This window comes from Flavobacterium sharifuzzamanii, assembly GCF_003254585.1.
Taxonomy (GTDB): Bacteria; Bacteroidota; Bacteroidia; order Flavobacteriales; family Flavobacteriaceae; genus Flavobacterium; species Flavobacterium sharifuzzamanii.
In genome coordinates this window covers 327,165-348,711 of the sequence record NZ_QJGZ01000042.1, presented here as the reverse complement: position 1 = coordinate 348,711, position 21,547 = coordinate 327,165, and the positions used below count along the sequence as shown (strand labels likewise).

Below are 21,547 nucleotides of genomic sequence, written 5' to 3'. Positions count from 1 at the left end.
GGTTGATGGTTGATGGTTTTGAGTTTATAGTTTGGGATTTGGAATTTAAAATTTGGAATTTATTTGATAATTGCGTCTTGGATTATCTGCTGAATTTCTTCTCTGATTTTTCCTTTGGCTAATTTATTTTCGTCATTTACTACTTCTGGATACGTTCTGTTGGATAGAAATATATATACAATTTCAGTTTCTGGATCTGCCCAAGCCATGTTGCCTGTAAAACCTGTATGGCCAAAACTTGCTTCAGAAACACAGTCGCAAGTTGGTCCGCCTTTGTGTACTCTTTTATCAAATCCTAAACCTCTTAAAACGCCTTGATTTTTGTAATAGCATGTATTAAAAGCATCAAAAGTTTGTGGAGAAAAGTATTGAATACCGCCGTAATTTCCTTTTTGTAGATAAAGTTGCATCATTTTAGCTACATCCATCGCATTAGAAAATATTCCTGCGTGACCAGCAACTCCACCTTCCATTGCGGCTGCCATATCGTGTACATAACCCTGAATAACCTGATGTCTGAAATAGTTATCAATTTCGGTTGGAGCGATATTTTTCTTCTCAAATTTATCTAATGGATTATAAAGCGTATTGGTCATTCCTAGCGTGCTGTAGAAATTTTCTTTACTCAGGTCTTCTAGTTTTTTATGCGTTTTTCTTTCTAAATATTCTTTTAAAATGATAAAAGTAAAATCGCTGTATTTGTATTCTTTTTTTAGAGCTACAGGACTTTCAGCAATGATTTTCATAATCGTATCATGATAATCATTTCGAATATAAAGATTGTCGGCTACTTTTGTTGTAAAACCATTTTCAGCTATTTTTCGATAATATTTTTCAGAAGGCTGATTGTTGCTATCTAAAGTTGCTTTGTAAAACGGAATCCAAGCTTGAAGCCCTGCGTAATGATTTAATAGATCTTTGAAAGTGATATTTTCTTTGTTTGTTTTAGCAAAGAAAGGCAGCATGTCTTTCAGTTTAGTATCTAGCTCTACTTTATTTTTATCATACAATTGCATCACATTTGGCAATGTCGAAATCATTTTTGAAATCGAAGCTACATCGTATAAATCAGAATCGGTTACTTTTTTTCCGTTATCATAAGTTTGCGCTCCATACGATTTTTGAAAAATAACATTTCCTTTTCTCGCAACCAAAACCTGCATTCCTGGAGCCATTTTTCCGTCAATTGCTTTTTGCGCTACAGCGTCAATTTTGGATAGAATTGCTGGATTCATATTTACATTTTCTGGAGCTGTAAAAGCCAGACGATTTAGTTTTTCGGTAGTCAAACCATCATTTACATGGAAAGCATCATTGATAGAAACAGGCAATTTTCCTTTGGCTTCGATGGCACCAAAAAGCAATCCTGCCGAAACAACCTGACTAATATCTGAGTTTTGGTACGAAACTACTAAACCTTCAATATCATCAAAATTATTAATAGACAATAATGAATAAGGTTTTGCAAAAATGTCTAGAATTACTTTGTTGTGTTTTGCAATTTCTTTTAGCCAAAGCATTTCTTGTAAGGTGAATTCTTGTTTTTCCCAAGCCTTATTTACTTTATGATAGCTGATAATTACCTTGTCAAATTTTCTCAATTCTTTGTTTAGACTGTCCAGATTGGTGTCTTTGACTTCTGTAATATTGGTATATTTTTTTAAGGTCGAAACGAAAGCGCTATTGGTGTCTTCACCCAATTTTATATAGGCGATTTTTTCGCTTAAATCTTTTATCGGAAGAATTTCTTTTTCGTTTTTTAAAACTGTAATAGCATTTTCATACAATTTATAATGCAAAGCATCATTTTGCGACGGATTCAAATCATTGTATAAATTGTTTAAATCAATCGGTTTGTATTTGTTCAGTCCTGCTTTGTATTTAAAATGAAGAATTTTTTTAACAGAATGTGCCAATCGTTCTTCCGTAATTATTTGCGTATTGTAAGCCTCTTCCAATTTCTGAAAAGCAACGGGTACATTTTCTGGACAAAGCAAAATATCATTTCCAGCTAAAATAACAGCGATTTCTAAATCTCCAGGCCCTTTAAAATTGGCAGCGCCTTTCATCGCTAAACCATCAGTAAAAATCAATCCGTTGAAACCTAATTCTTTTTGAAGCAGATTGGTCACCACATTATAAGAAGCAGAAGAAGGACAATTTGGCTGTGATTCTAAGCTTGGAATATTAAGATGCGCTACCATTACAGAAGCTAAACCTTCGTCGAATAATTTTTTGTACGGATATAGTTCAACTAATTCCATACGTTCTTTAGAAAAATTAACGGTTGGCAAGGCGTGATGCGAATCGGTTGAAGTATCGCCATGTCCAGGAAAGTGTTTTCCGGTACAGAAAACGCCGTTTCCTTGTATTCCTTTCATTAAAGCAAGCGCTTTTTCGGTTACATTGACTTTATCTTCACCAAAAGAACGGTTTCCGATAATTGGATTTTTCGGATTGGTATTAATATCTAAAACTGGTGCAAAATTGAAATGAACGCCGATTCGTTTGTTTTCGGCTGCCATATTTTTTCCCACATTTTCAATTAAACCTAAATCCTGAATCGCGCCCAAAGTCATATTCCACGGATAACGATACGTTGAATCTAATCGCATGGCTAATCCCCATTCGGCATCGATTCCGATCATCAAAGGCACTTTAGCTTTTGACTGATATAAGTTGGTTAATTTCGCTTGACGAATGGGTCCGCCCTGAAAGAAAATTACGTTTCCTATTTTATAATCTTCAATCAATTTACTGATCTGATTTACGTGTACAGAATCTTTGTTTGAATAGGCAGAAACCATAAACAATTGTCCGATTTTTTCCTGCACAGTCATTTTGTTATAAATGCTGTCAACCCAAGCCGTTTCTTTATCAGAATCTTTAAAGAAAGTTTTTTTGTCTGAAGTGTTTTTTTGTATATAAACAACAGTGTCTTTTAAAGGAATATCCTTTTTATCATCTGTTGTACCATTATTTTTTTTGGATGCGCAATTGGTAATTAAAAATATAAAAGCGGCGTATAAACTAATTTTTATGAATGAATTTTTCATATATTTTTTTTAAATAATCAATTTGATTTTAAGTGTATTAACCCCAAATTAATTCATCAATAGTATTAAGCTGAATTAGAAACTTATTTCTTTCTCACTGCGTGAACTGGTTATAAATAATCCTAAATAAGTAATTAATCCGTTTAGTATAATTAATTCATTATCAAAAACATATCCTGCAAATAAAACTTTAGAATATTCATTGATGAAATAGGTGAATAATGGAGAAAGCAAACAGATAAACGGAACCAGTTTGTCGTTTACATGTCTTGATTTTTGGAATAAACCAAAAGCGTATAATCCTAATAATGGACCGTAAGTGTAAGAGGCAACTTTAAAAATCATTCCGACTACAGAACTGTCATTTATTGAGTTGAAAATTAGAATGATAAAAAATACCAAAATAGAAAAACTGATATGTACTAAATGTCTAATTCTTACTGTGTTTTTTTTATGGCTATTTTCTGCTTTGTCCATGCCTAAAAAGTCAACGCAGAAAGAAGTTGTTAAGGCTGTTAGGGCAGAATCGGTAGTGGCAAAAGTGGCAGCAATAATTCCCAATAAGAATACAATTGCGGGAACAAGCGCTAAATGATTTAATGCAATTTCAGGGAAAAGTAAATCAGTTCTTGGTTTTCCTGTAATTAAATCGGTTGGAACAGCGATTCCGTTTTTGTTTGCGTAGATGTATAGCAACGCTCCAACACTCAAAAAGAAAATATTAATGATAACAAAGATTCCTGTAAAAGTGAACATGTTTTTTTGTGCTTCGCCAATGTTTTTACAGCTCAAGTTTTTTTGCATTAAATCTTGATCTAGACCAGTCATAGCGATAGTTACGAACATTCCGCCCAAAATTTGTTTTACAAAATGGAATTTACTTCCCATAAAATCATCAAAGAAAAAGATCTTAGAATAATTGCTGTTTTTTACTTCTTCAAATGCGCTGATGGCACTCAAATCCATTCTATCACAAATAAAATAAATAGTAAGGAAAACAGAGGTTACAAGAAAAAATGTTTGTAAAGTATCTGTAATAATAATTGTTTTTAGTCCGCCTCTATAAGTGTAAGAGAAGATTAACAGCAACGAAATTAAAACAGTAAACGCAAAAGGAATATGATAAAAATCGAACACAAAACGCTGTAAAACGATTACCACCAAATACAATCTGAAAGCAGAACTTATCGTGCGACTGATCAAAAAGATAGAAGCCGCTGTTTTATAACTGAAAAAGCCCATTCTTTGCTCAATATATCCATAAATCGAAGTCAGATTCATTCTATAGTATAAAGGCAGTAAAAGCTTTGTAATGACAATAAATCCAAGTGCATTTCCTAAAACAAACTGAAAATATTTAAATTGTTCGCCGCTTGGTGCGCCAACTTCTCCTGGAACAGAGATAAAGGTTACTCCAGAAAGAGCAGTTCCGATCATTCCGAAAGCCACTAAATACCATTTTGAATTTTTATTGGCAGTAAAAAAAGCTTCGTTTCCGCTGTCTTTCTTGCTGACTCTGTGCGATATATAGAATAATGTTCCGAAATAAATGATAATAAGGAGAAGAATGGTACTTGGTGTCATTTTATAGTTTTGGTGATTTTTGGTTTTTTAAAATAATTCAAATCAAGGAGATTTTTTAATTGACCTGACGGATTTTAGTCTGTCAGGTCGGTGTTAAAAACTCCAAAAAATGATTTTATTCAGCTTTTGAATTTGTATAAATCTATAAAAAGATTTGATAGTATATTTTTAGTTTTCCTGATTTTTGGTGTGCGCTAATAAAACAGCTCGTACACTTTTATGTTTTTGCAATAATTCGTCGGCTGCCTCATATTCTAAATCAAGTTCTTCCATGATCATTTTGATAGCGCGTTTTACCAGTTTTTCGTTAGAAAGCTGCATGTCAACCATTTTGTTGCCTTTTACTTTTCCTAGTTTGATCATTACCGAAGTAGAAATCATATTCAAAGTAAGTTTTTGAGCTGTTCCTGCTTTCATTCTTGTGCTTCCTGTTAAGAATTCAGGGCCTACGATTAGTTCAATCGGATAATCAGCTTCTTGGGCAATAAGTCCGTTGCTGATGCACGAAATACTTCCCGTTTTAATATTGTGTTCTTTAGCTTTTTTAAGGGCTCCTAAAACGTAAGGCGTGTTTCCAGAAGCTGCAATTCCGATAATCATATCTAAACTTGAAATTTCGTACTTAGCTAAATCTTTCCACGCTTGTTCTGTATCATCTTCTGCATTTTCTACAGCTTTTCTAATAGCAGTGTCTCCACCGGCAATGATTCCGATAATCATATCATGAGAAACACCAAAAGTAGGAGGACATTCCGATGCATCTAAAATTCCAATTCTCCCAGAAGTTCCAGCTCCGATATAAAATAATCTTCCGCCCAACTGCATTTTTTTTACAATGGCCTTAACCAGTTTTTCTATTTTAGGAATCTGTTCTTCAATAATATGCGGAACTTTTTTGTCTTCTGTATTAATGTTTGTAAGAAGTTCTTTCACGCTCATTTGATCCAAGTCTTTGTACAAAGATTCTTGTTCAGTTTCAGGATTTTTATTTTTCATTTTTCTTTTTTTTGATTTTTGAAACTAAAATTTTTCAATTTCAGAATCTCTATTTTACATTAATAGTTTGATATTTTTATTTAGAATGGAATCTAATTTTAAAACATAGAAACACAGGTTTTGATTTTTGTTTAAAAAGGTAACCAATCTTTAAAAAAACAAACCAAAGAGAACTACATTTCTGCTAGCAATATATATGTGTGTGTTTATGCTAATGGAACGCTTTTTTGTAGGTCTATCAAATTCTATGTTTCTAGTGTTTAAAAAATTAAGTCTAAGGGAACTGAATTAGAAATGTTATTTATAAATCAGGTATTTTGTTCGCATTTTTTTGAAAGCTTCAAGGTCTTTCTGCCAAGTCTTTCTTATCTGAGCTTCAGAAACACCGCTTTCAATTTGCTGCTGTAATTTTTTTGTTCCTGCCAGTTTGGTAAAAAATGCATTGAAGAATTTTGTTTTATCGCTCGTATTCTGATACGCTTTAATAAGCCATTTCAGTTCTAGTTGTTTCAATTTTGGATATGTAGTTAAATCTTCGCCAAAACATTCTTTTCCGTTGTATAAAGGATCTTTTGCGCCAAAATTGGGTTTCGGAGTAAAACTGAAATTGGTTTTGGTTAAATAGGGAGAGCCGTAAATTTGAAATTGTTTTTCAGTTCCGCGTCCCATACTCACATTTGTTCCTTCAAAAAGACATAAACTTGCGTATAAATTTATAGACTGGTCATTTGGTAAATTCGGAGACGGTTTTACCAATAAACTGTAAGGCATTGTTCTGCTGTAATCTACACAAGGAATAACAGTTAGTTTACACTGAACGCCATCTTTTAGCCATTTTTCTCCATTTATCATTTGAGCATATTCGCCTATTGTCATTCCGTGAAGGAGTGGAATAGGGTGCATGCCAACAAAACTGGTAAATTCTTTTTCTAAAAGCGGACCGTCTACGATAGAACCATTTGGATTTGGACGATCCAAAACAATAAGCGGAACGTTATTTTCTGCACAAGCTTCCATTACATAATGTAAAGAAGAAATGTAGGTATAGAATCGTGCTCCTACATCTTGCAGGTCAAAAATCATGACATCAATTCCAGACAACTGGGCTTGTTTTGGCTTTTTGTTGTCGCCATAAAGCGAGATAATCGGCAAGCCTGTTTTCGGATCTTTTCCGTCAACGATATGTTCGCCGGCATCGGCTGTTCCTCTAAATCCGTGCTCGGGAGCAAAAATAGTCTGAACAGCAATTTTTTTCTCCAATAGAAAATCAACGACATGGGTTTTGTTGGATAAAATTCCAGTTTGGTTGGTTACAATTCCGACTTTTTTATCTTTTAATAGCGGAAGATATTTTTCGTAATTGTCAGCTCCCGTTTTTATAACAGTGTTATTGATTTCTGCAGAAATAACTATTGTATTGGGCTGAATGTTTGCCGAATATGACGTAGCATGAAACAGAAATGCTGTAACAAAAGCACTTTTTGCTATAAATTTTATCATTTTAAATACAGTTATTAGTTAAAGACGAATTGGACTAATAAAATTACTATTTTATCGGAGTATATGAATGTTTTAGGCAGATTTGGGGAATCTAAAAACTAACAAGATATAACCTGCATGAATCAGGATTAATTTTTCTATTTGGTCTTTTTATTGGTCACAATGCGTCTAAAAAGAGTATTTTAAAATACTGCCTCCGAAAAGTCTCACGTCGGAGGCAGTTGTATTAGATGTGGTATTTTAGTTTTTACCGAATTACCAGCCTGGGTTTTGTTTTAATTCTACACCTTCTGCAGCGTATAAATTGATATCATTTGTTGGAATAGCACTCAAGTAATTTTTTGGTGATATAAATAATCTTGAAACACCAGCTGCATAAGGAATTACATATCCTTGTGCGTTTACTTTTGTTTTAGAGTTAGTTCCTATTAAAGCCATTATTCTAGCTCCTAAAATAACATCTGGATTAGAATTAGTATCTAGATAATCTCCTTTTTTCCAACGCATAAGATCTTCTTTTCTCATTGTTGTCCAAGCCATAAACTCGATTCTGCGCTCACGACGAATCTCCCATATAATTGGATTCACAATTCCTGAAATTTGTTCTAATGCAGTTGTTCTTTGCGGGTCATCTATCAGAACACCGTTTGCAGATGCAGTTGCACCATCTGTAGTCAAAGTTGCAATTCCAGCACGTGTACGAACTTTGTTAAGTGATAAATTTAAATCAGCCGTAGTGATTGTACCTAATTCTGCACATGCCTCAGCATAATTTAAATAAACTTCGCTTAGTGTGAAAACTGGAGCGTCAATTTGATTTTGTCCAATTGTGGTAACCTCTGTACCTGTTGTAGCAGGATTATTATACAATTGGAATACATAACCTGTTATAGATGTTAAACCGTTATAAGGTTTGTCAGAGTAAGCGTAATCTGCTGTACTGAAGGCTTTAGCAAATCTTGGATCTCTGTTAGCAAAAGTATTTGCGATAGTGTTATCTCCTAAGTATTGAGCATTGCCAGTTTGTTTAATAGGCAATCCGTTAGTAGTTACATAGCTTTCCGCAGCAAATTTTGTTAATCCGTTTTGAACAGTAGATGTATTAGTGTAGGCTTGGATTCCATTTCCTAAAACACCTTTTATGTATCTTTTTGTTAAGATTACTTCAGTATTTCCTAATAATTCAACAGAATTGTAAAGAGATTTCCAATCTGTGTTTAATTTATAAGCGTTGTTATTCATTACCGCTAAAGAAGCATCTTTAGCTTTCTGAAGATACGCATTTCCATTCTGAGCCAAATTGTATTTTCTGTAAGTACCTTCACCCAAACATACTCTGCTTAATAATGCATAGGCAGTATATTTGTTTACCGTTACATTGCTATCATCTACGTTTAATAACAACGGAATCGCTTCTTCTAAGTCTTTAATTACATTGTCTATTACCTCTGCTCTCGATAAGGCTGGTTTGTAAACATTTGCATCGCTTTGAGCTAAATATTGGTCTGTATAAGGGACATTACCAAACTGTTGCGCTAAACGAAAATAAGTATGAGCTCTAAAGAACTTAGCAACACCTATGTAGTGATTTTTCTTTGTCTGATCCATAGGAACATTTGGAACTCTTTCTAGCATAAGATTGCAACGACGAATCAAAGTGTAATATTCATTCCAGTTTGAGTTAGTTGCATTTGGAGCTGTTAGAAAGTTAGTGAAAACGTTCATCGCCAAGTTGTCATCTATTAAACCTGTTGCCGAAGCATGGAAATAAAAATCTGCTGTAACACCAGCATTATTTCCGTATCCATTAAAGGTATTATAGTTTAACCAAGAAAATGTTTTTACGTTATTTTCTGAAGTCCAAAAATTGTTGTCTGTAAATACATCTTCTGGAGGTGTATCTAAAAAATCTGAACAGCTAGCAGTTAGACTTGCTATGGTAAGCAAGGCAACTGAAAGTTTTATCTTAGAGTTTATGATTAATTTTCTCATCTTAATTAATTTTTGATTTTTAAATACCTTTATTAAAACGCAAGTTGTATACCAACTGACCATGTTTTAGAGTAAGGGAAAGTTCTTCCCCACATTGATTCACTTTCATTAATTTCAGGGTCTACTGGTAATTTACTGCTTTTCCATGTAGCTAAGTTGAAACCTGAAACGTATGGTCTAATTTTATCAAATCCAGCTTTTTGTGAAATACTTTTTGGGAAAGTATATCCAAGAGTCATCGATTTTAAACGTAAATAAGACATATCTAATAAATAACGAGATTGTGCCACGAAATTGTTTGATCCAGGAGCATAAGTTCCAAAAGCATTAGTTGCATGTCCAGGGTATGGGTTAGGGAAATAGGCATCTGTATTTTCTGGTGTCCAGTAATCATTTTGGTTTTCATACATAGCATCAGTTCTGTTATAGAATGGTAATACTAAGTCTGAAGTTGTCCAGTAGTCACGTTTTCCAACTCCTTGAAAGAAAGCATCTATATCAAATCCGTATAAAGCACCACCTAAACGAACTCCATATTGGTAGCGAGGCGTAGTGTTACCAATAACTTTTAAATCTCCAGGTTTAAGAGCAGTTCCATCTCCTCTTGAGATTACTCCGTCTCCATCCAAATCTTTATACATTACATCTCCTGCGCCAAATTTAAACGCTCCACTTCTTATATTTTTATAATCAACACCATTTACTATTAATCCAGTAGCATCAACTTGATCTGTTGTTTGAATTAATCGGTCTGTTTGCAATCCCCAGATTTCACCAAGTTTTTGGCCAGCATAAAATGATCCTAAAAGTTTAGAAGAGTTGTTCCATTCTGTTACTTCTGTAGTATTATCAGAAAGTGTAAGATCTGCGTAAACACTGATATCTTTGTTGATTTGTTTATTAAAGTTAAGTGCTAGTTCCCAACCTCTTGTTCTTAAGTTTCCTGAGTTTGTATTGGCAGCAGTCTGACCAAATGAACCTGGAAGCGTTTTCCCTGGAGCTAACATTCCTTTGGTGTCACGTTGGTAGTAATCAAAAGTTAAACCTAACATGCTAAATATTCTAATATCAATTCCAATATCTTGTGTAGTTACCTTTTCCCAAGTTAAATTCGGGTCAACGTTTGTTGGCTGATTAACAGTAGGAGGAATGGTTGTACCGCTACCAATCCAATAAGGGTTAGGATTAGTAGTAACGTTAGTCATAACTGGTAAAAAGGCATTGTTAGCAATATTTTGATTTCCGATTGAACCAATAGATCCACGGATTTTCAAATCATTTAACCAGCTTTTTGTTCCTTCCATGAAACTTTCTTCTGAAATTCTATATCCAACAGAAGCAGAAGGGAAGAATCCCCATTGTTCATTAGTAGGGAATTTTGACGAACCATCATAACGTCCGTTTACCTCCAATAGATATTTACCTTTGTAATCGTAATTCACACGTGCAAAAAATCCTGCAATTGCATATCTTGATAAACCAGGATTTAAAATGTCATTAGAAACTAGAGGCGAAGTAAATTGATCGCCAATAGCTAAGTTAAATTCTGGTTTGGTTTTGTCCAAAAGTGTGTTTCTACGAGCGTAGGTTCTTTCTTGATCGTACCATTCTGTATTCAAACCACCTAATACTTTAAAGTTGTGGTTTTCTCCTAATGTCTTAGTGTAATTTCCAAAGATATTGACTACATTTCTAGTGTAAGATGTTTTCGCTTGAGCAACAAAATCATTGGCAGTTTCCATTGATGTTGGTTTTCCGGCAACTAAGTCAGCAGCACTTGTCCACCAGTCCCAAAGCGGTACTTGACCACCATTCATTTTTAGACTTGAAAAATTGGTATTATAACTGTATTCTCCAACGATGTTAAAGTCTTTTGTAATTTGAGCAGTAAGTCTTCCGCTTATCCTCATATCATTTGATTTACTTTCGTTTTGAGATGCATTTGCCATATAACCAGGCGCATGTCTAAAGTAAGTGCCATTATAAGTTCCATAAGGGAAATAAGAACCCCAACGCATATAGTACCCAAAATATCCGTTACCAGCAGTATCAATACCATTGTTGTAGTAGTTAAAAGGAGAGTCGTATTCTTGGAAAGTTCCCAATACTTTAAAATCTCCAGTAAGCCAGCTTGCCAACTCCGTTGTCATACCAAGGTTAAGATTGAATCTTTGGTTGGTTTCATTATTGATTTTCATTACACCATCTTGATTAGAAAGTCCTAACGAAACAATAAATGAACTTTTGTCACTCAAAGAACCTTGAGCAGATAAATTATGAAGTGTTTGTACCGCATTCTTTTTTAACATTTCATCATGCGGATTCCAAATTCTGTAGAAATATTCTTTTCCTCCAATAACATCAAAATCTTCTCCTAAGATCATGTTTTTGTCATTTGGATTTCTAGTTGCAGCATATTTTTCCTTCCAGTTAATGATACCAGGTAATAATGTTTTGTAGTTCATACCGAAAGATTCTGGATTCGCATTTCCAGCTCTAGCCTGTGCGTCAATCATTGCAGGAAGCTCTACAGTTGGATCATTAAATTGAACTAAAGAAATTGGATTGCTCCAACCTGTATTATTGCTATAAGCGAATCTTACTTTTCCTTTTGAGTTTTTACCGCTTTTCGTAGTAATTAAAATAACTCCAAATGCCGCACGAGCACCATAAATAGACGCAGAAGCAGCATCTTTAAGCACAGACATCGACTCTACATCTTCAGCATTTAGCATCGACAACTCGCCTGGAACACCATCAACTAAAATAAGTGGTGATCCTTTAGCTTCTCCATTTATAATAGTTCCGGCTCCACGAATGTTAACATTTGATCCCTTACTTATATTACCTGAATTAAAAGTGATATTAAGTCCAGGAGTAGTTCCTTGTAAACCTCTTGTGATATCAGTAATAGGGACACTTCCTAGAGCTTTTTTAACATCTACTTTCGCAACCGCTCCAGTAAGATTAGCTTTTTTCTGAGAAGCAAAACCTACAACAACAACTTCGTCTAGTTTCGAAGTGCTTTCTGAAAGACCAACATCTATTTTCTGTTGGCTTTCCACTTTAATTGATTGGGTTTCATACCCCATGTAACTAAAGTTTAGAGTTCGTCCTGATGCTACAGAAATGCTGTAGTGTCCATCAAAGTCAGTTGTCGTACCGTTATTCGTTCCCTGAATAACGACGCTGACTCCAGGAATTGGAATTCCGTCTGCTTTGCTTTTTACTGTTCCAGTAACTGTTTTTGCTTGTCCAAATGCTGTTTGAATGCACAAAAACAACACTGTAATAAAGAGTAATTTTTTCATGATTAATCTGGTTTTTTATGGTTGTTGTTGAGCAAATATATTTAATTATTGCATATAAATGCATTTTTTGCTGTTTTTTTTCGAAAAATAATTTAAAAACCGCAAAATAACGCAAATTTTAATAAAAAATAAGAATCGAATTTGTTTTGAAAATCTTGCTGTTGCATGATTTTGCAGTTTTTTGGGTCTTTTCTGAGATGGAATGAAATATTTGATATATTTGTGATGAATTTTAACTTTTATAAAAAAATGCTGAAGGCTGAAAGACAGAAATATATAATGACTAAACTTATTGAAGACCAAAAAGTTGTTACAACAGATTTAGCTTTGGCTCTCGATTTGTCAGAAGATACTATAAGAAGAGATTTGAATGAATTGGACAGCAAAAAGCTGTTAGAGAAAGTATACGGTGGCGCAGTTCAGGTTAAAGAAAAGTCTGCAAATGTCTTTGATATTGCAATAGCTGCAGAAGAACAGAAGAAGCAAATCGTGACAAAAGCATTGTCTCTACTTCATGACGATCAGGTTATTATAATGAGTGGAGGGAGCACTAATCTGGTTTTTGCAAAGTTAATTCCGGCCGATTTAAAAGCTACAATATATACGTATAGTTTACCAATAGCTATGCAATTGTCTCAGCACCCTAATATCGATTTGATTTTTATTGGTGGAAAAATGCAAAAAAACGCAATGGTAACAATAGGTATGGATGTAATTCAGGTGGTTTCTAAAATTAAAGCAGACATTTGTTTCATTGGCGCCAGCAGCATTAATATCAAACAAGGACTTACAGAAGTAGGTTACGAAATCTCAATTGTCAAAAAAGCAATGATAGAGGCTTCTGATAGAGTAGTTTCCATGTTTGCTTCAAATAAATTAAATACCAAAATGCCACACGGTGTATGCGATCTTACGCAATTGGACACGATTGTGACAGAGTTAGATCCAGAAGATGAAAAACTAGATGAATATAGGAAATCTGGAGTGTTTATCTTATAACTTTAAACTTATATAATATAGTTTTTGCGTTTTGTTGCGTTATTTTAATTTTATTATGTTAAAAAACGCAAAATAATGTATTTGTATGCTTTTTGTATCTATATTTGTTAAAACTAATTTTATTAGTCAGATATATTTATGAAAATCATTTCTTGGTTTATTTGCCATTTCTTTGGTGCTTTAAAAGAAGTTCAAAGCTTTTAAAAGGAACTTTAATAAATATTGAATTTTAATAAAATTTAGAATGTATTGTTTTTGCCAAACAGCTTTTTAGCGAAATGCAGAAATAAAACATGTATTAAAGAACCAAAAGCAACAGAACCAAATTAAATGTCCGATTCTCTCCAACTACAAGAATTAGAAACTTCACTAGAAGGAACTCTTTTTTATGATGACCTTCATAAAAAAATATATGCCACAGATGCTTCTGCTTATAGAATTATGCCTCTTGCCGTGGCGATTCCAAAATCAGAAAATGATATTATAAATATTATTCGGTTTGCTTCAAAAAATAAAATTTCTATAACGCCAAGAACGGCAGGAACTTCGCTTGCAGGTCAAACTATCGGAAGCGGAATCATTGTCGATGTTTCTAAACATTTTAATAAAATTGTTTCTTTTGATCCTAAAAAGAAAACCATAACGGTTCAGCCTGGAGTAATTCGCGATGAGCTGAATTTGTATTTAAAACCACACGGATTATTTTTTGCTCCAACTACATCAACAACCAATAGATGTATGATTGGCGGAATGGTCGGAAATAATTCGTCTGGGACAACTTCGATTCGCTACGGTGTTACCCGAGATAAAATTGTAGAAATAAAAGCCGTTTTGAGCGACGGAACTACCGCAGTATTTAAAGATTTAACTTCTGAAGAGTTTATTGAGAAAACAAAAGGCGATTCTTTAGAAAATAAAATTTACAGAACGATTTACGAAGAACTTTCAAACAAAGAAAATCAGGAAGAAATCTTAAGAGAATTTCCAAAACCAGAAATTCACAGACGAAATACTGGTTATGCGATTGATGTTCTGCTAAAATCAAAACTTTTTTCGGGAACAGAAGATACCATCAATTTAGGAAAACTCCTTTGCGGAAGTGAAGGAACTTTGGCTTTTACCACAGAAATTACTTTGAAAGTAGACGACTTGCCACCAGTAAACAATATTATGGTAGTGGCGCATTTTCATACCATTCAAGAAAGTTTAGAAGCCGTTGTGACTGCAATGAAACATCATTTGTATACTTGCGAAATGATGGATGACACTATTTTAGACTGTACCAAAACCAATAGAGAACAGGCTAAAAACCGATTTTTTATTGTAGGCGAACCAAAAGCAGTTATTATGCTTGAAGTTGGATCGCATATTAGTATGGAAGATGCCGAACTGCAAGCTGATGCATTAATTAAAGATCTTGAAAATAATGGTTTCGGATATGCTTTGCCAAAAATTTACGGAACCGATATTGACAAAGTAAATGAGGTAAGAAAAGCTGGTCTTGGACTTTTAGGAAGTATTGTGGGAGACGATAAAGCAGCCGATTCTATTGAAGATACAGCGGTTGAATTGAGTGATCTTCCCAATTATATTGCCGATTTTGCAGCGATGATGGAAAGACACGGACAAAGTGCCATTTATTACGCGCATGCTGGAGCGGGAGAGCTGCATTTGCGTCCGAAGATAAATTTGAAGACAAAAGAAGGATTGCATCAGTTTAGAAATTTATCTACTGAAGTAGCTCATTTGGTAAAAAAATACAGAGGTTCGTTAAGCGGTGAACATGGCGACGGAATTCTGCGTGGAGAGTTTTTACCTTTTATGATTGGCGATAAAAATTACGAACTGCTAAAACGAGTAAAAAAAGCGTTTGATCCGAATACGATTTTGAATGTTGGAAAAATCGTAAACGCTTCGAAAATGGATGAAAATCTTCGTTTTGAAGCTGGACGAGTAGAACCAAAAATAAAAACGATTCAGGATTTCTCGGATAGTTTAGGGGTTTTACGTGCTGCAGAAAAATGCAACGGTTCGGGCGATTGTCGTAAAATGCCGTCAGCGGGCGGAACTTTATGTCCGAGTTATCGTGCGACGAGAAATGAAAAAGATACTACACGTGCACGCGCCAATGCTTTACGCGAATATCTAACGAATTCGGAAAAAGAAAATAAATTCGATCACGAAGAATTATATAAGGTTTTTGAATTATGTGTAAGCTGTAAAGCCTGCGCTAGCGAATGTCCGAGTAATGTTGATGTAGCAACTTTAAAAGCTGAGTTTTTATACCAATATCAAAAAGCTAACGGGTTTTCTTTCCGAAATAAAATATTTGCTTTCAATTCAAAATTGAATGAATTGGGAAGCATTGCGCCATCTATTACCAATTGGGCTTCTAATCTTTCATTCGTTAAAAAACGTATGGGAATTGCGCCTGAAAGGCAAGTGCCTTTATTGGCTCCAAAAACATTTAGAAAGTGGTATGAAAAGAACAAAAAACGTAACACAAACAGCTCTTTTGAAAATGGTAGTGTTTATCTTTTTTGTGATGAATTTACTAATTATTATGATGTTTCAGTCGGAATCGATGCGTACGAACTCTTGACAGAATTAGGTTATAGAGTAATTGTAATCGATCACGAAGAAAGCGGAAGAGCTTTTATCTCAAAAGGCTTTTTGGAAGAAGCACAGGAAATTGCCAATAAAAATGTCAATACTTTTAAAAATATAATTTCTGAAAACACACCTTTAATAGGTCTTGAACCTTCGGCAATATTGACTTTCAGAGATGAATATATCCGATTGGCTGCTGATAAGGAAAGTGCTGAAAAATTAGCTAAAAATACCTTTACAGTCGAAGAATTTTTCAAAAGAGAAATTTCAAACGGAAAAATTCACGCAGATCAATTTTCTGAAAAAGAAAAAAACATCAAAATTCATGGGCATTGTCATCAAAAATCATTGAGCTCAGTTGAAGCTTCTTTTGCGATGCTGAATGTTCCAAAAAACAATACGGTTACAATTTATAATTCTGGTTGTTGCGGAATGGCAGGTTCATTTGGTTATGAAAAAGAACATTACGAAATCAGTATGAAAATGGGAGAAGATACTTTGTTCCCGAAAATCAGGGCAACAGAGCAATCAACCGAAATTGCAGCAGCAGGAACCAGCTGTCGCCATCAGATTTTTGACGGAACCAGCAGAAAGGCCTTGCATCCTGTGACTATTTTAAAAGATTGTTTGAAATAATTTTTTGTGTTTTAACCATGCTTTTCAAAAGTATTATTTTATAAAATATCAATTATGAAAAAAATAATTTACTCAATCTTATTATTGCTTTTCGTTTTTACAGCCAAAGCTGCTAAGGTTGATACTTTGCAGGTTTTTAGTCCTTCTATGCAGAAGAATATTAAAACTTGCGTGGTAGTTCCTGACAATTATAAAAAAAGCAAGAAAGCATTTCCTGTTGTTTATCTGCTTCATGGCTATAGCGGAAATTATAGATCTTGGGCAAAAGATTTTAAAGAATTAGGAAAACAAGTTGATCAATACGGTTTTATAGTGGTTGGTGTAGACGGGAATTATTCAAGCTGGTATTTTGATAGTCCGATAGATCCGAGTTTTAAATATGAAACTTATGTGGTAAAAGAACTAGTTCCGTTTATTGACAAACAATACAGAACAATTGCGGATCGTAAAGCAAGAGCCATTTCAGGCTTGAGCATGGGCGGACATGGGGCTTTATACTTATCATTCAAACATCAAGACGTATTTGGTGCGGCAGGAAGCATGAGCGGAGGCGTAGATTTTCGTCCGTTTCCTGAAAATTGGGATATCAAAAAACGATTAGGTTCAATTACAGAATTTCCAGAAAATTGGAATAAGAACACCGTTACCAATATGTTAGACTTGGTAAAAGACAATAAATTAAAACTGATTATTGACTGTGGGGTTGATGATTTCTTTATGAAAGTAAACAGAGAACTGCACGCAAAAATGTTAGACCTAAAGATAAATCACGATTATATAGAACGTCCAGGCGAACATAATTTAAAATACTGGGAGAATTCCTTAAAATATCAGCTGCTGTTTTTTTATAATTATTTTAATGACGCTGAAAAAACACAGTAAAGGTTAAGTGTATTGTCATTTTGTTGATTTATGGCAAGACATAAATTTTGGTTGGTTATCCTAACAGGTTTTCAAAGCCTGTTAGGTATTTTTTTCGCCGCAGATTAAAGGATTGAAAGAGATCTTTTTGCCACGACCCGAGCGATAGCGAATAGGCGAAGCAATTGCACAAATTCCCACGAATAAAATCTGCTAAATCTGCGAGAGTAAAAATAGCCACAGATTAAAGGATTAAAAAGATTTTTGGCCACGAATGACACAAATTTCCATGAATAAATCTGCTGCATCTGCTAAATCTGCGAGAATAAAAATAGCCACAGATTAAAGGATTAAAAAGATTTTTTTGCCACGACTTGCACAAATTTCCGCGAATGAATCTGTAGTATTTGCTAAATCTACATGAGAAAAAACATAGATATAAGATAGAGAGGCGTTGTAACTCATCTGATATAATACAATCTTGATATAATTTAAGTAAAGGCACAATAAATAAAAAAAACACCAATGAAAAATCTATTTTTAAGAATATTATTGCTTTTTGTAATAGTTTCTGGGTTCTCTCAAAATTCAGGAAAATCAGAAAACATCAAATTTGTACAACTTACAGATTTGCACGTTTCAGTAGGAAATGACAATGACTTTTTATTGCAGAATATTGTAAAAGAAATCAACAATTCAGATTTTGAATTTGCGGTTATAACTGGAGATTTAACCAATCGCGGTGCTGATGATGAATTGAAACAAGTACATTCGATACTTTCTCAATTGAAAATTCCATATTATGTAATTTCTGGAAATCATGAAACGAACTGGAGCGAAAGCGCTGGTTTGACCTATAAAAAAATATTTGGCGAGGATAGATTTGTATTTTCAAAAGGTGACTATGTCTTTATAGGCTTTCCGTGCGGACCTTACATGAAAATGGGAGATGGCTTTGTGAAACACGAAGATGTACTTTGGCTGGATAAAACTTTAAAAGAAAATCTTAAAAATAATAATAAAAAAGTACTGAATTTTGCTCATTATCCGTTAGATAATAGTGTGAGCAACTATAAAGAAGTGCTTTCTGTTTTAGAAAAATATCCAACGGTTGCTACTTTTTGCGGTCACGGACACACTTTAAGAAAATATAATTTCTCTGGTTTGAGCGGTATAATGGGAACTTCGATAACTTCGCTTGACGGAAAAACAAAAAGTTATAATCAAGTAATTATCAGTAAAGACAGTATCAGTATTTATCAGAAAGAAATTGATAAACCTGGAGTTTTTAAATTTTCGGTGCCATCAAAACCTTCCAAAATTGAGATTCCGAAAGATAGTGTAACGATGCAAACTCCTTTTATAAAAGATATTGCTTCTATTTACAGCCTTCCTGCATTTGATAAAAAGAACCTTTATTTTACTAACTCAATTGGCGAAATAAAATCGGTTAATCTGAAAAATAAAAATGTAAACTGGAAAACAGAAACAGGAAATTCAATTTATTTTTCGCCAATAATTGTAAAAAATAATTTGGTTATTGGTACAATAGAAGGAAATCTATTGGGATTCGATACTCAATCAGGAAAACAAAAATGGGCAATTCCTGTTGGTGGTGTTTTAGTAGGTTCACCAATTGCAGAAAACAATAAAGTTTATACAGCAAGTTCTACAGCGTTTGTTTGTGCAGATGCTGTGACAGGTAAAGTGATTTGGCAGAGCAATTTACCAGCTTCCTATTCACAGGGAACTCCGTTAATACAAGATGATAAAATAATTTTTGGAGTGTGGGATTCGTATGTGTACTGTTTGGATAAAAATACTGGGAAACTGATCTGGAAATGGAATAATGGCAACGATAAACAAATTTTATATTCTGCTGGAAATGTCAATATGGTTGCATCAAAAAACAGACTTTATTTTGTTACGCCTCAACGTTTCTTGACCATTTTAGATATTGAAACGGGTAAAACGCTTTTAAGAACTCAAAAATGGAAAATTAGAGAATCAATGGGGAAAAGCCAAGACGGAAAATGGTTTTATGGCAAAACAATGGAAGGAGAATTGGTAAGAGTCCCACTTAATGACACTATTGAATTGACTGAAGAAAATGTTGTAAGTCAAAGCAAAGTTTTGGATTTAAAATGGGGCTATGAACACAATCCTGCGGCGATATTAGAAAAAAATAATAAAATATATTTAGGAAGCCGAAAAGGCGAAGTCGTAATTGTTGATGCTACAAAATTTGAAATCATTAAACAAATCAATTTGGGAAGTTCGAGCATAAATGGTTTTACTGTTGATGATAAAGGACAAGTTTGGGCATCTTTAATCGAAGGCGGAATTTATTTGTTGGAATAAGTTATCCTAACAGGTTTTAAAAACCTGTTAGGTATTATAGGGAAATCACATTCAAATCTAATTATAACTTTGTAGAAATCAATTTGAAACCTAACAGGTTTTGAAAACCTGTTAGGATGATTATCACAGACGAACCAAAAATACAACCTTATGAAAAGTCTAAAATTATTAATCCTAATATTGCTGATTCAGACCAAAACTTTTAGTCAGCAATCTCCAAAAAGAGAAATGCGAGCCGCTTGGATTTCTACCGTAGAAAATATCGACTGGCCTTCTAAACCTGGATTATCAGACAAAGAAATGAAGAACGAAATGATTGCCATTTTGGATAATCTCCGTTCTTATAATATGAATACTGTAATTTTTCAGATTCGCCCAACTGCCGATGCATTTTATAAATCAACAAAAGAACCAGCATCGCATTGGATAACAGGAACTCAAGGCGTTGCCCCAGGTTTTGATCCGTTGCAGATGATGATTGATGAAGCTGGAAAACGCGGAATGAATGTACACGTTTGGCTTAATCCATATCGTGTTCAGAAAGACACCGTTAGAGATGTGCTTTCAAAAAATCATTTATATTTTAAAAGACCAGACCTTTTCTTGACGTACGGAAAAACGAGATATTTTAATCCAGGTTTGCAAGAAACCAGAAATTTCGTTGCTTCTGTTGTAGGCGAGATTGTTCGTAAATACGATATTCAAGCCGTGCATATGGATGATTATTTTTATCCGTATAAAATTGAAGGGCAGGAGTTTCCTGATGATAAAGCTTTCGCTAAAGAACCGCGTCAGTTTAAGGACAAAGACGATTGGAGAAGAGACAATGTCGATTTAATCATCAAGCAAATCAGAGATACGATTATTGCCAATAAACCAGAAGTCGAATTCGGAATTTCGCCTTTTGGAGTTTGGAGAAATATTGCCAAAGATTCGCAAGGTTCTAATACAAGAGCAGGAGCAACCAATTATGATGATTTGTATGCGAATATTTTAAAATGGCAAAAAGAAAACTGGATCGATTATGTAACGCCTCAAATCTATTGGCACATTGGTTTTGACAGAGCCAATTTTGAAGTTCTGGCAAAATGGTGGGCAGAACACAAATATGGAGCAAATGTTTACGTTGGCCATGGCGATTATAAAATTTCAACTTCGGCTAAAGAACCAGAATGGAGAAGTCCAGACCAGATTGTCAAACAAATTGAAATGATTCGTAAAATGCCTCAAATTGATGGTTCAATGCATTTTACTGCTTCGAATTTTCTAAAAAAAGGAGATACGCTGAGAAAACCTCTTCTTCAAAAAGAATACAAATACATCGCTCTAACTCCCGAAGCAAACAGAATTACCAGATTAAAACCAGAACCGCCAACAAATGCAGTAATTGCTAAAAAAGGCAATAATGCAGTTTTAACTTGGAAAGCGGCATTGAATGACAAAAAATATGTAATCTACAAATTCCCAAAAGGAAGAATAACCGATTTCTCAAATCCTCAGAATATTTATTATGTGACAACAGCTCTAAAACTAGAAGTGCCAAACGCCGATTTGGAAAACTACGTTTATGCGCTTACGGCCTTAAGTCAGACCCAGACAGAAAGCAGTCTGATTGAATTTTCAATAAAATAAAATATAAAA

11 protein-coding genes are annotated in these 21,547 nt (G+C 34.1%); 5 read left to right on the top strand and 6 right to left on the bottom strand.

Annotation, left to right across the window (positions count from 1 at the left end; genetic code table 11):
• Positions 1 to 59: 59 nt before the first annotated feature.
• The 6 genes from DMA14_RS21185 to DMA14_RS21160 all read right to left on the bottom strand — a co-directional run bounded on the left by DMA14_RS21185 (position 60) and on the right by DMA14_RS21160 (position 12,439).
• On the bottom strand, positions 60 to 3,056 hold the full coding sequence (locus DMA14_RS21185; RefSeq protein WP_111426483.1) for a glycoside hydrolase family 3 N-terminal domain-containing protein: 2,997 nt from the start codon (positions 3,054 to 3,056) through the stop codon (positions 60 to 62).
• A gap of 75 nt (positions 3,057 to 3,131) precedes the next feature.
• Positions 3,132 to 4,640, bottom strand: coding sequence for a sodium:solute symporter (locus DMA14_RS21180; RefSeq protein ID WP_111426482.1), 1,509 nt, complete (start codon positions 4,638 to 4,640; stop codon positions 3,132 to 3,134).
• A 168-nt stretch (positions 4,641 to 4,808) separates the two neighbouring features.
• Entirely contained in the window at positions 4,809 to 5,636 is an 828-nt protein-coding gene (gene murQ, locus DMA14_RS21175; protein ID WP_111426481.1) for an N-acetylmuramic acid 6-phosphate etherase, read from the bottom strand.
• 297 nt (positions 5,637 to 5,933) lie between these two features.
• Positions 5,934 to 7,136, bottom strand: a complete 1,203-nt coding sequence (locus DMA14_RS21170; RefSeq protein WP_111426480.1) for an exo-beta-N-acetylmuramidase NamZ family protein — start codon at positions 7,134 to 7,136, stop codon at positions 5,934 to 5,936.
• Between the two features lie 255 nt (positions 7,137 to 7,391).
• Positions 7,392 to 9,128 (bottom strand): RagB/SusD family nutrient uptake outer membrane protein, encoded by a 1,737-nt coding sequence (locus DMA14_RS21165; RefSeq protein WP_111426479.1) that lies wholly within the window; start codon positions 9,126 to 9,128, stop codon positions 7,392 to 7,394.
• A 32-nt stretch (positions 9,129 to 9,160) separates the two neighbouring features.
• Positions 9,161 to 12,439 (bottom strand): SusC/RagA family TonB-linked outer membrane protein, encoded by a 3,279-nt coding sequence (locus tag DMA14_RS21160; RefSeq protein ID WP_111426478.1) that lies wholly within the window; start codon positions 12,437 to 12,439, stop codon positions 9,161 to 9,163.
• Between the two features lie 225 nt (positions 12,440 to 12,664).
• Here DMA14_RS21160 and DMA14_RS21155 point away from each other — a divergent pair, with 225 nt between their 5' ends.
• From DMA14_RS21155 to DMA14_RS21135, 5 genes are all read left to right on the top strand, one after another.
• The gene (locus tag DMA14_RS21155; protein ID WP_308069074.1) at positions 12,665 to 13,438 is read left to right on the top strand and encodes a DeoR/GlpR family DNA-binding transcription regulator; all 774 of its coding nucleotides are present in this window, start codon (positions 12,665 to 12,667) and stop codon (positions 13,436 to 13,438) included.
• 330 nt (positions 13,439 to 13,768) lie between these two features.
• Positions 13,769 to 16,684 (top strand): FAD-binding and (Fe-S)-binding domain-containing protein, encoded by a 2,916-nt coding sequence (locus DMA14_RS21150; RefSeq protein WP_111426477.1) that lies wholly within the window; start codon positions 13,769 to 13,771, stop codon positions 16,682 to 16,684.
• A 54-nt stretch (positions 16,685 to 16,738) separates the two neighbouring features.
• Positions 16,739 to 17,566 (top strand): alpha/beta hydrolase, encoded by an 828-nt coding sequence (locus tag DMA14_RS21145; protein ID WP_111426476.1) that lies wholly within the window; start codon positions 16,739 to 16,741, stop codon positions 17,564 to 17,566.
• 504 nt (positions 17,567 to 18,070) lie between these two features.
• Positions 18,071 to 19,906, top strand: a complete 1,836-nt coding sequence (locus tag DMA14_RS21140; protein ID WP_111426475.1) for an outer membrane protein assembly factor BamB family protein — start codon at positions 18,071 to 18,073, stop codon at positions 19,904 to 19,906.
• Between the two features lie 150 nt (positions 19,907 to 20,056).
• Positions 20,057 to 21,538, top strand: coding sequence for a glycoside hydrolase family 10 protein (locus tag DMA14_RS21135; protein ID WP_111426474.1), 1,482 nt, complete (start codon positions 20,057 to 20,059; stop codon positions 21,536 to 21,538).
• Positions 21,539 to 21,547: the final 9 nt, after the last annotated feature.

What these genes read in the sequence shown, in the direction of transcription:
- DMA14_RS21155 (WP_308069074.1), top strand. Translation starts at nt 12,665, where the DNA reads ATGAATTTTAACTTTTATAAAAAAATGCTGAAGGCTGAAAGACAGAAA.
- DMA14_RS21135 (WP_111426474.1), top strand. Translation starts at nt 20,057, where the DNA reads ATGAAAAGTCTAAAATTATTAATCCTAATATTGCTGATTCAGACCAAA.
- DMA14_RS21140 (WP_111426475.1), top strand. Translation starts at nt 18,071, where the DNA reads ATGAAAAATCTATTTTTAAGAATATTATTGCTTTTTGTAATAGTTTCT.
- murQ (WP_111426481.1), bottom strand. Translation starts at nt 5,636, where the DNA reads ATGAAAAATAAAAATCCTGAAACTGAACAAGAATCTTTGTACAAAGAC.
- DMA14_RS21150 (WP_111426477.1), top strand. Translation starts at nt 13,769, where the DNA reads ATGTCCGATTCTCTCCAACTACAAGAATTAGAAACTTCACTAGAAGGA.
- DMA14_RS21160 (WP_111426478.1), bottom strand. Translation starts at nt 12,439, where the DNA reads ATGAAAAAATTACTCTTTATTACAGTGTTGTTTTTGTGCATTCAAACA.
- DMA14_RS21185 (WP_111426483.1), bottom strand. Translation starts at nt 3,056, where the DNA reads ATGAAAAATTCATTCATAAAAATTAGTTTATACGCCGCTTTTATATTT.
- DMA14_RS21145 (WP_111426476.1), top strand. Translation starts at nt 16,739, where the DNA reads ATGAAAAAAATAATTTACTCAATCTTATTATTGCTTTTCGTTTTTACA.
- DMA14_RS21180 (WP_111426482.1), bottom strand. Translation starts at nt 4,640, where the DNA reads ATGACACCAAGTACCATTCTTCTCCTTATTATCATTTATTTCGGAACA.
- DMA14_RS21170 (WP_111426480.1), bottom strand. Translation starts at nt 7,136, where the DNA reads ATGATAAAATTTATAGCAAAAAGTGCTTTTGTTACAGCATTTCTGTTT.
- DMA14_RS21165 (WP_111426479.1), bottom strand. Translation starts at nt 9,128, where the DNA reads ATGAGAAAATTAATCATAAACTCTAAGATAAAACTTTCAGTTGCCTTG.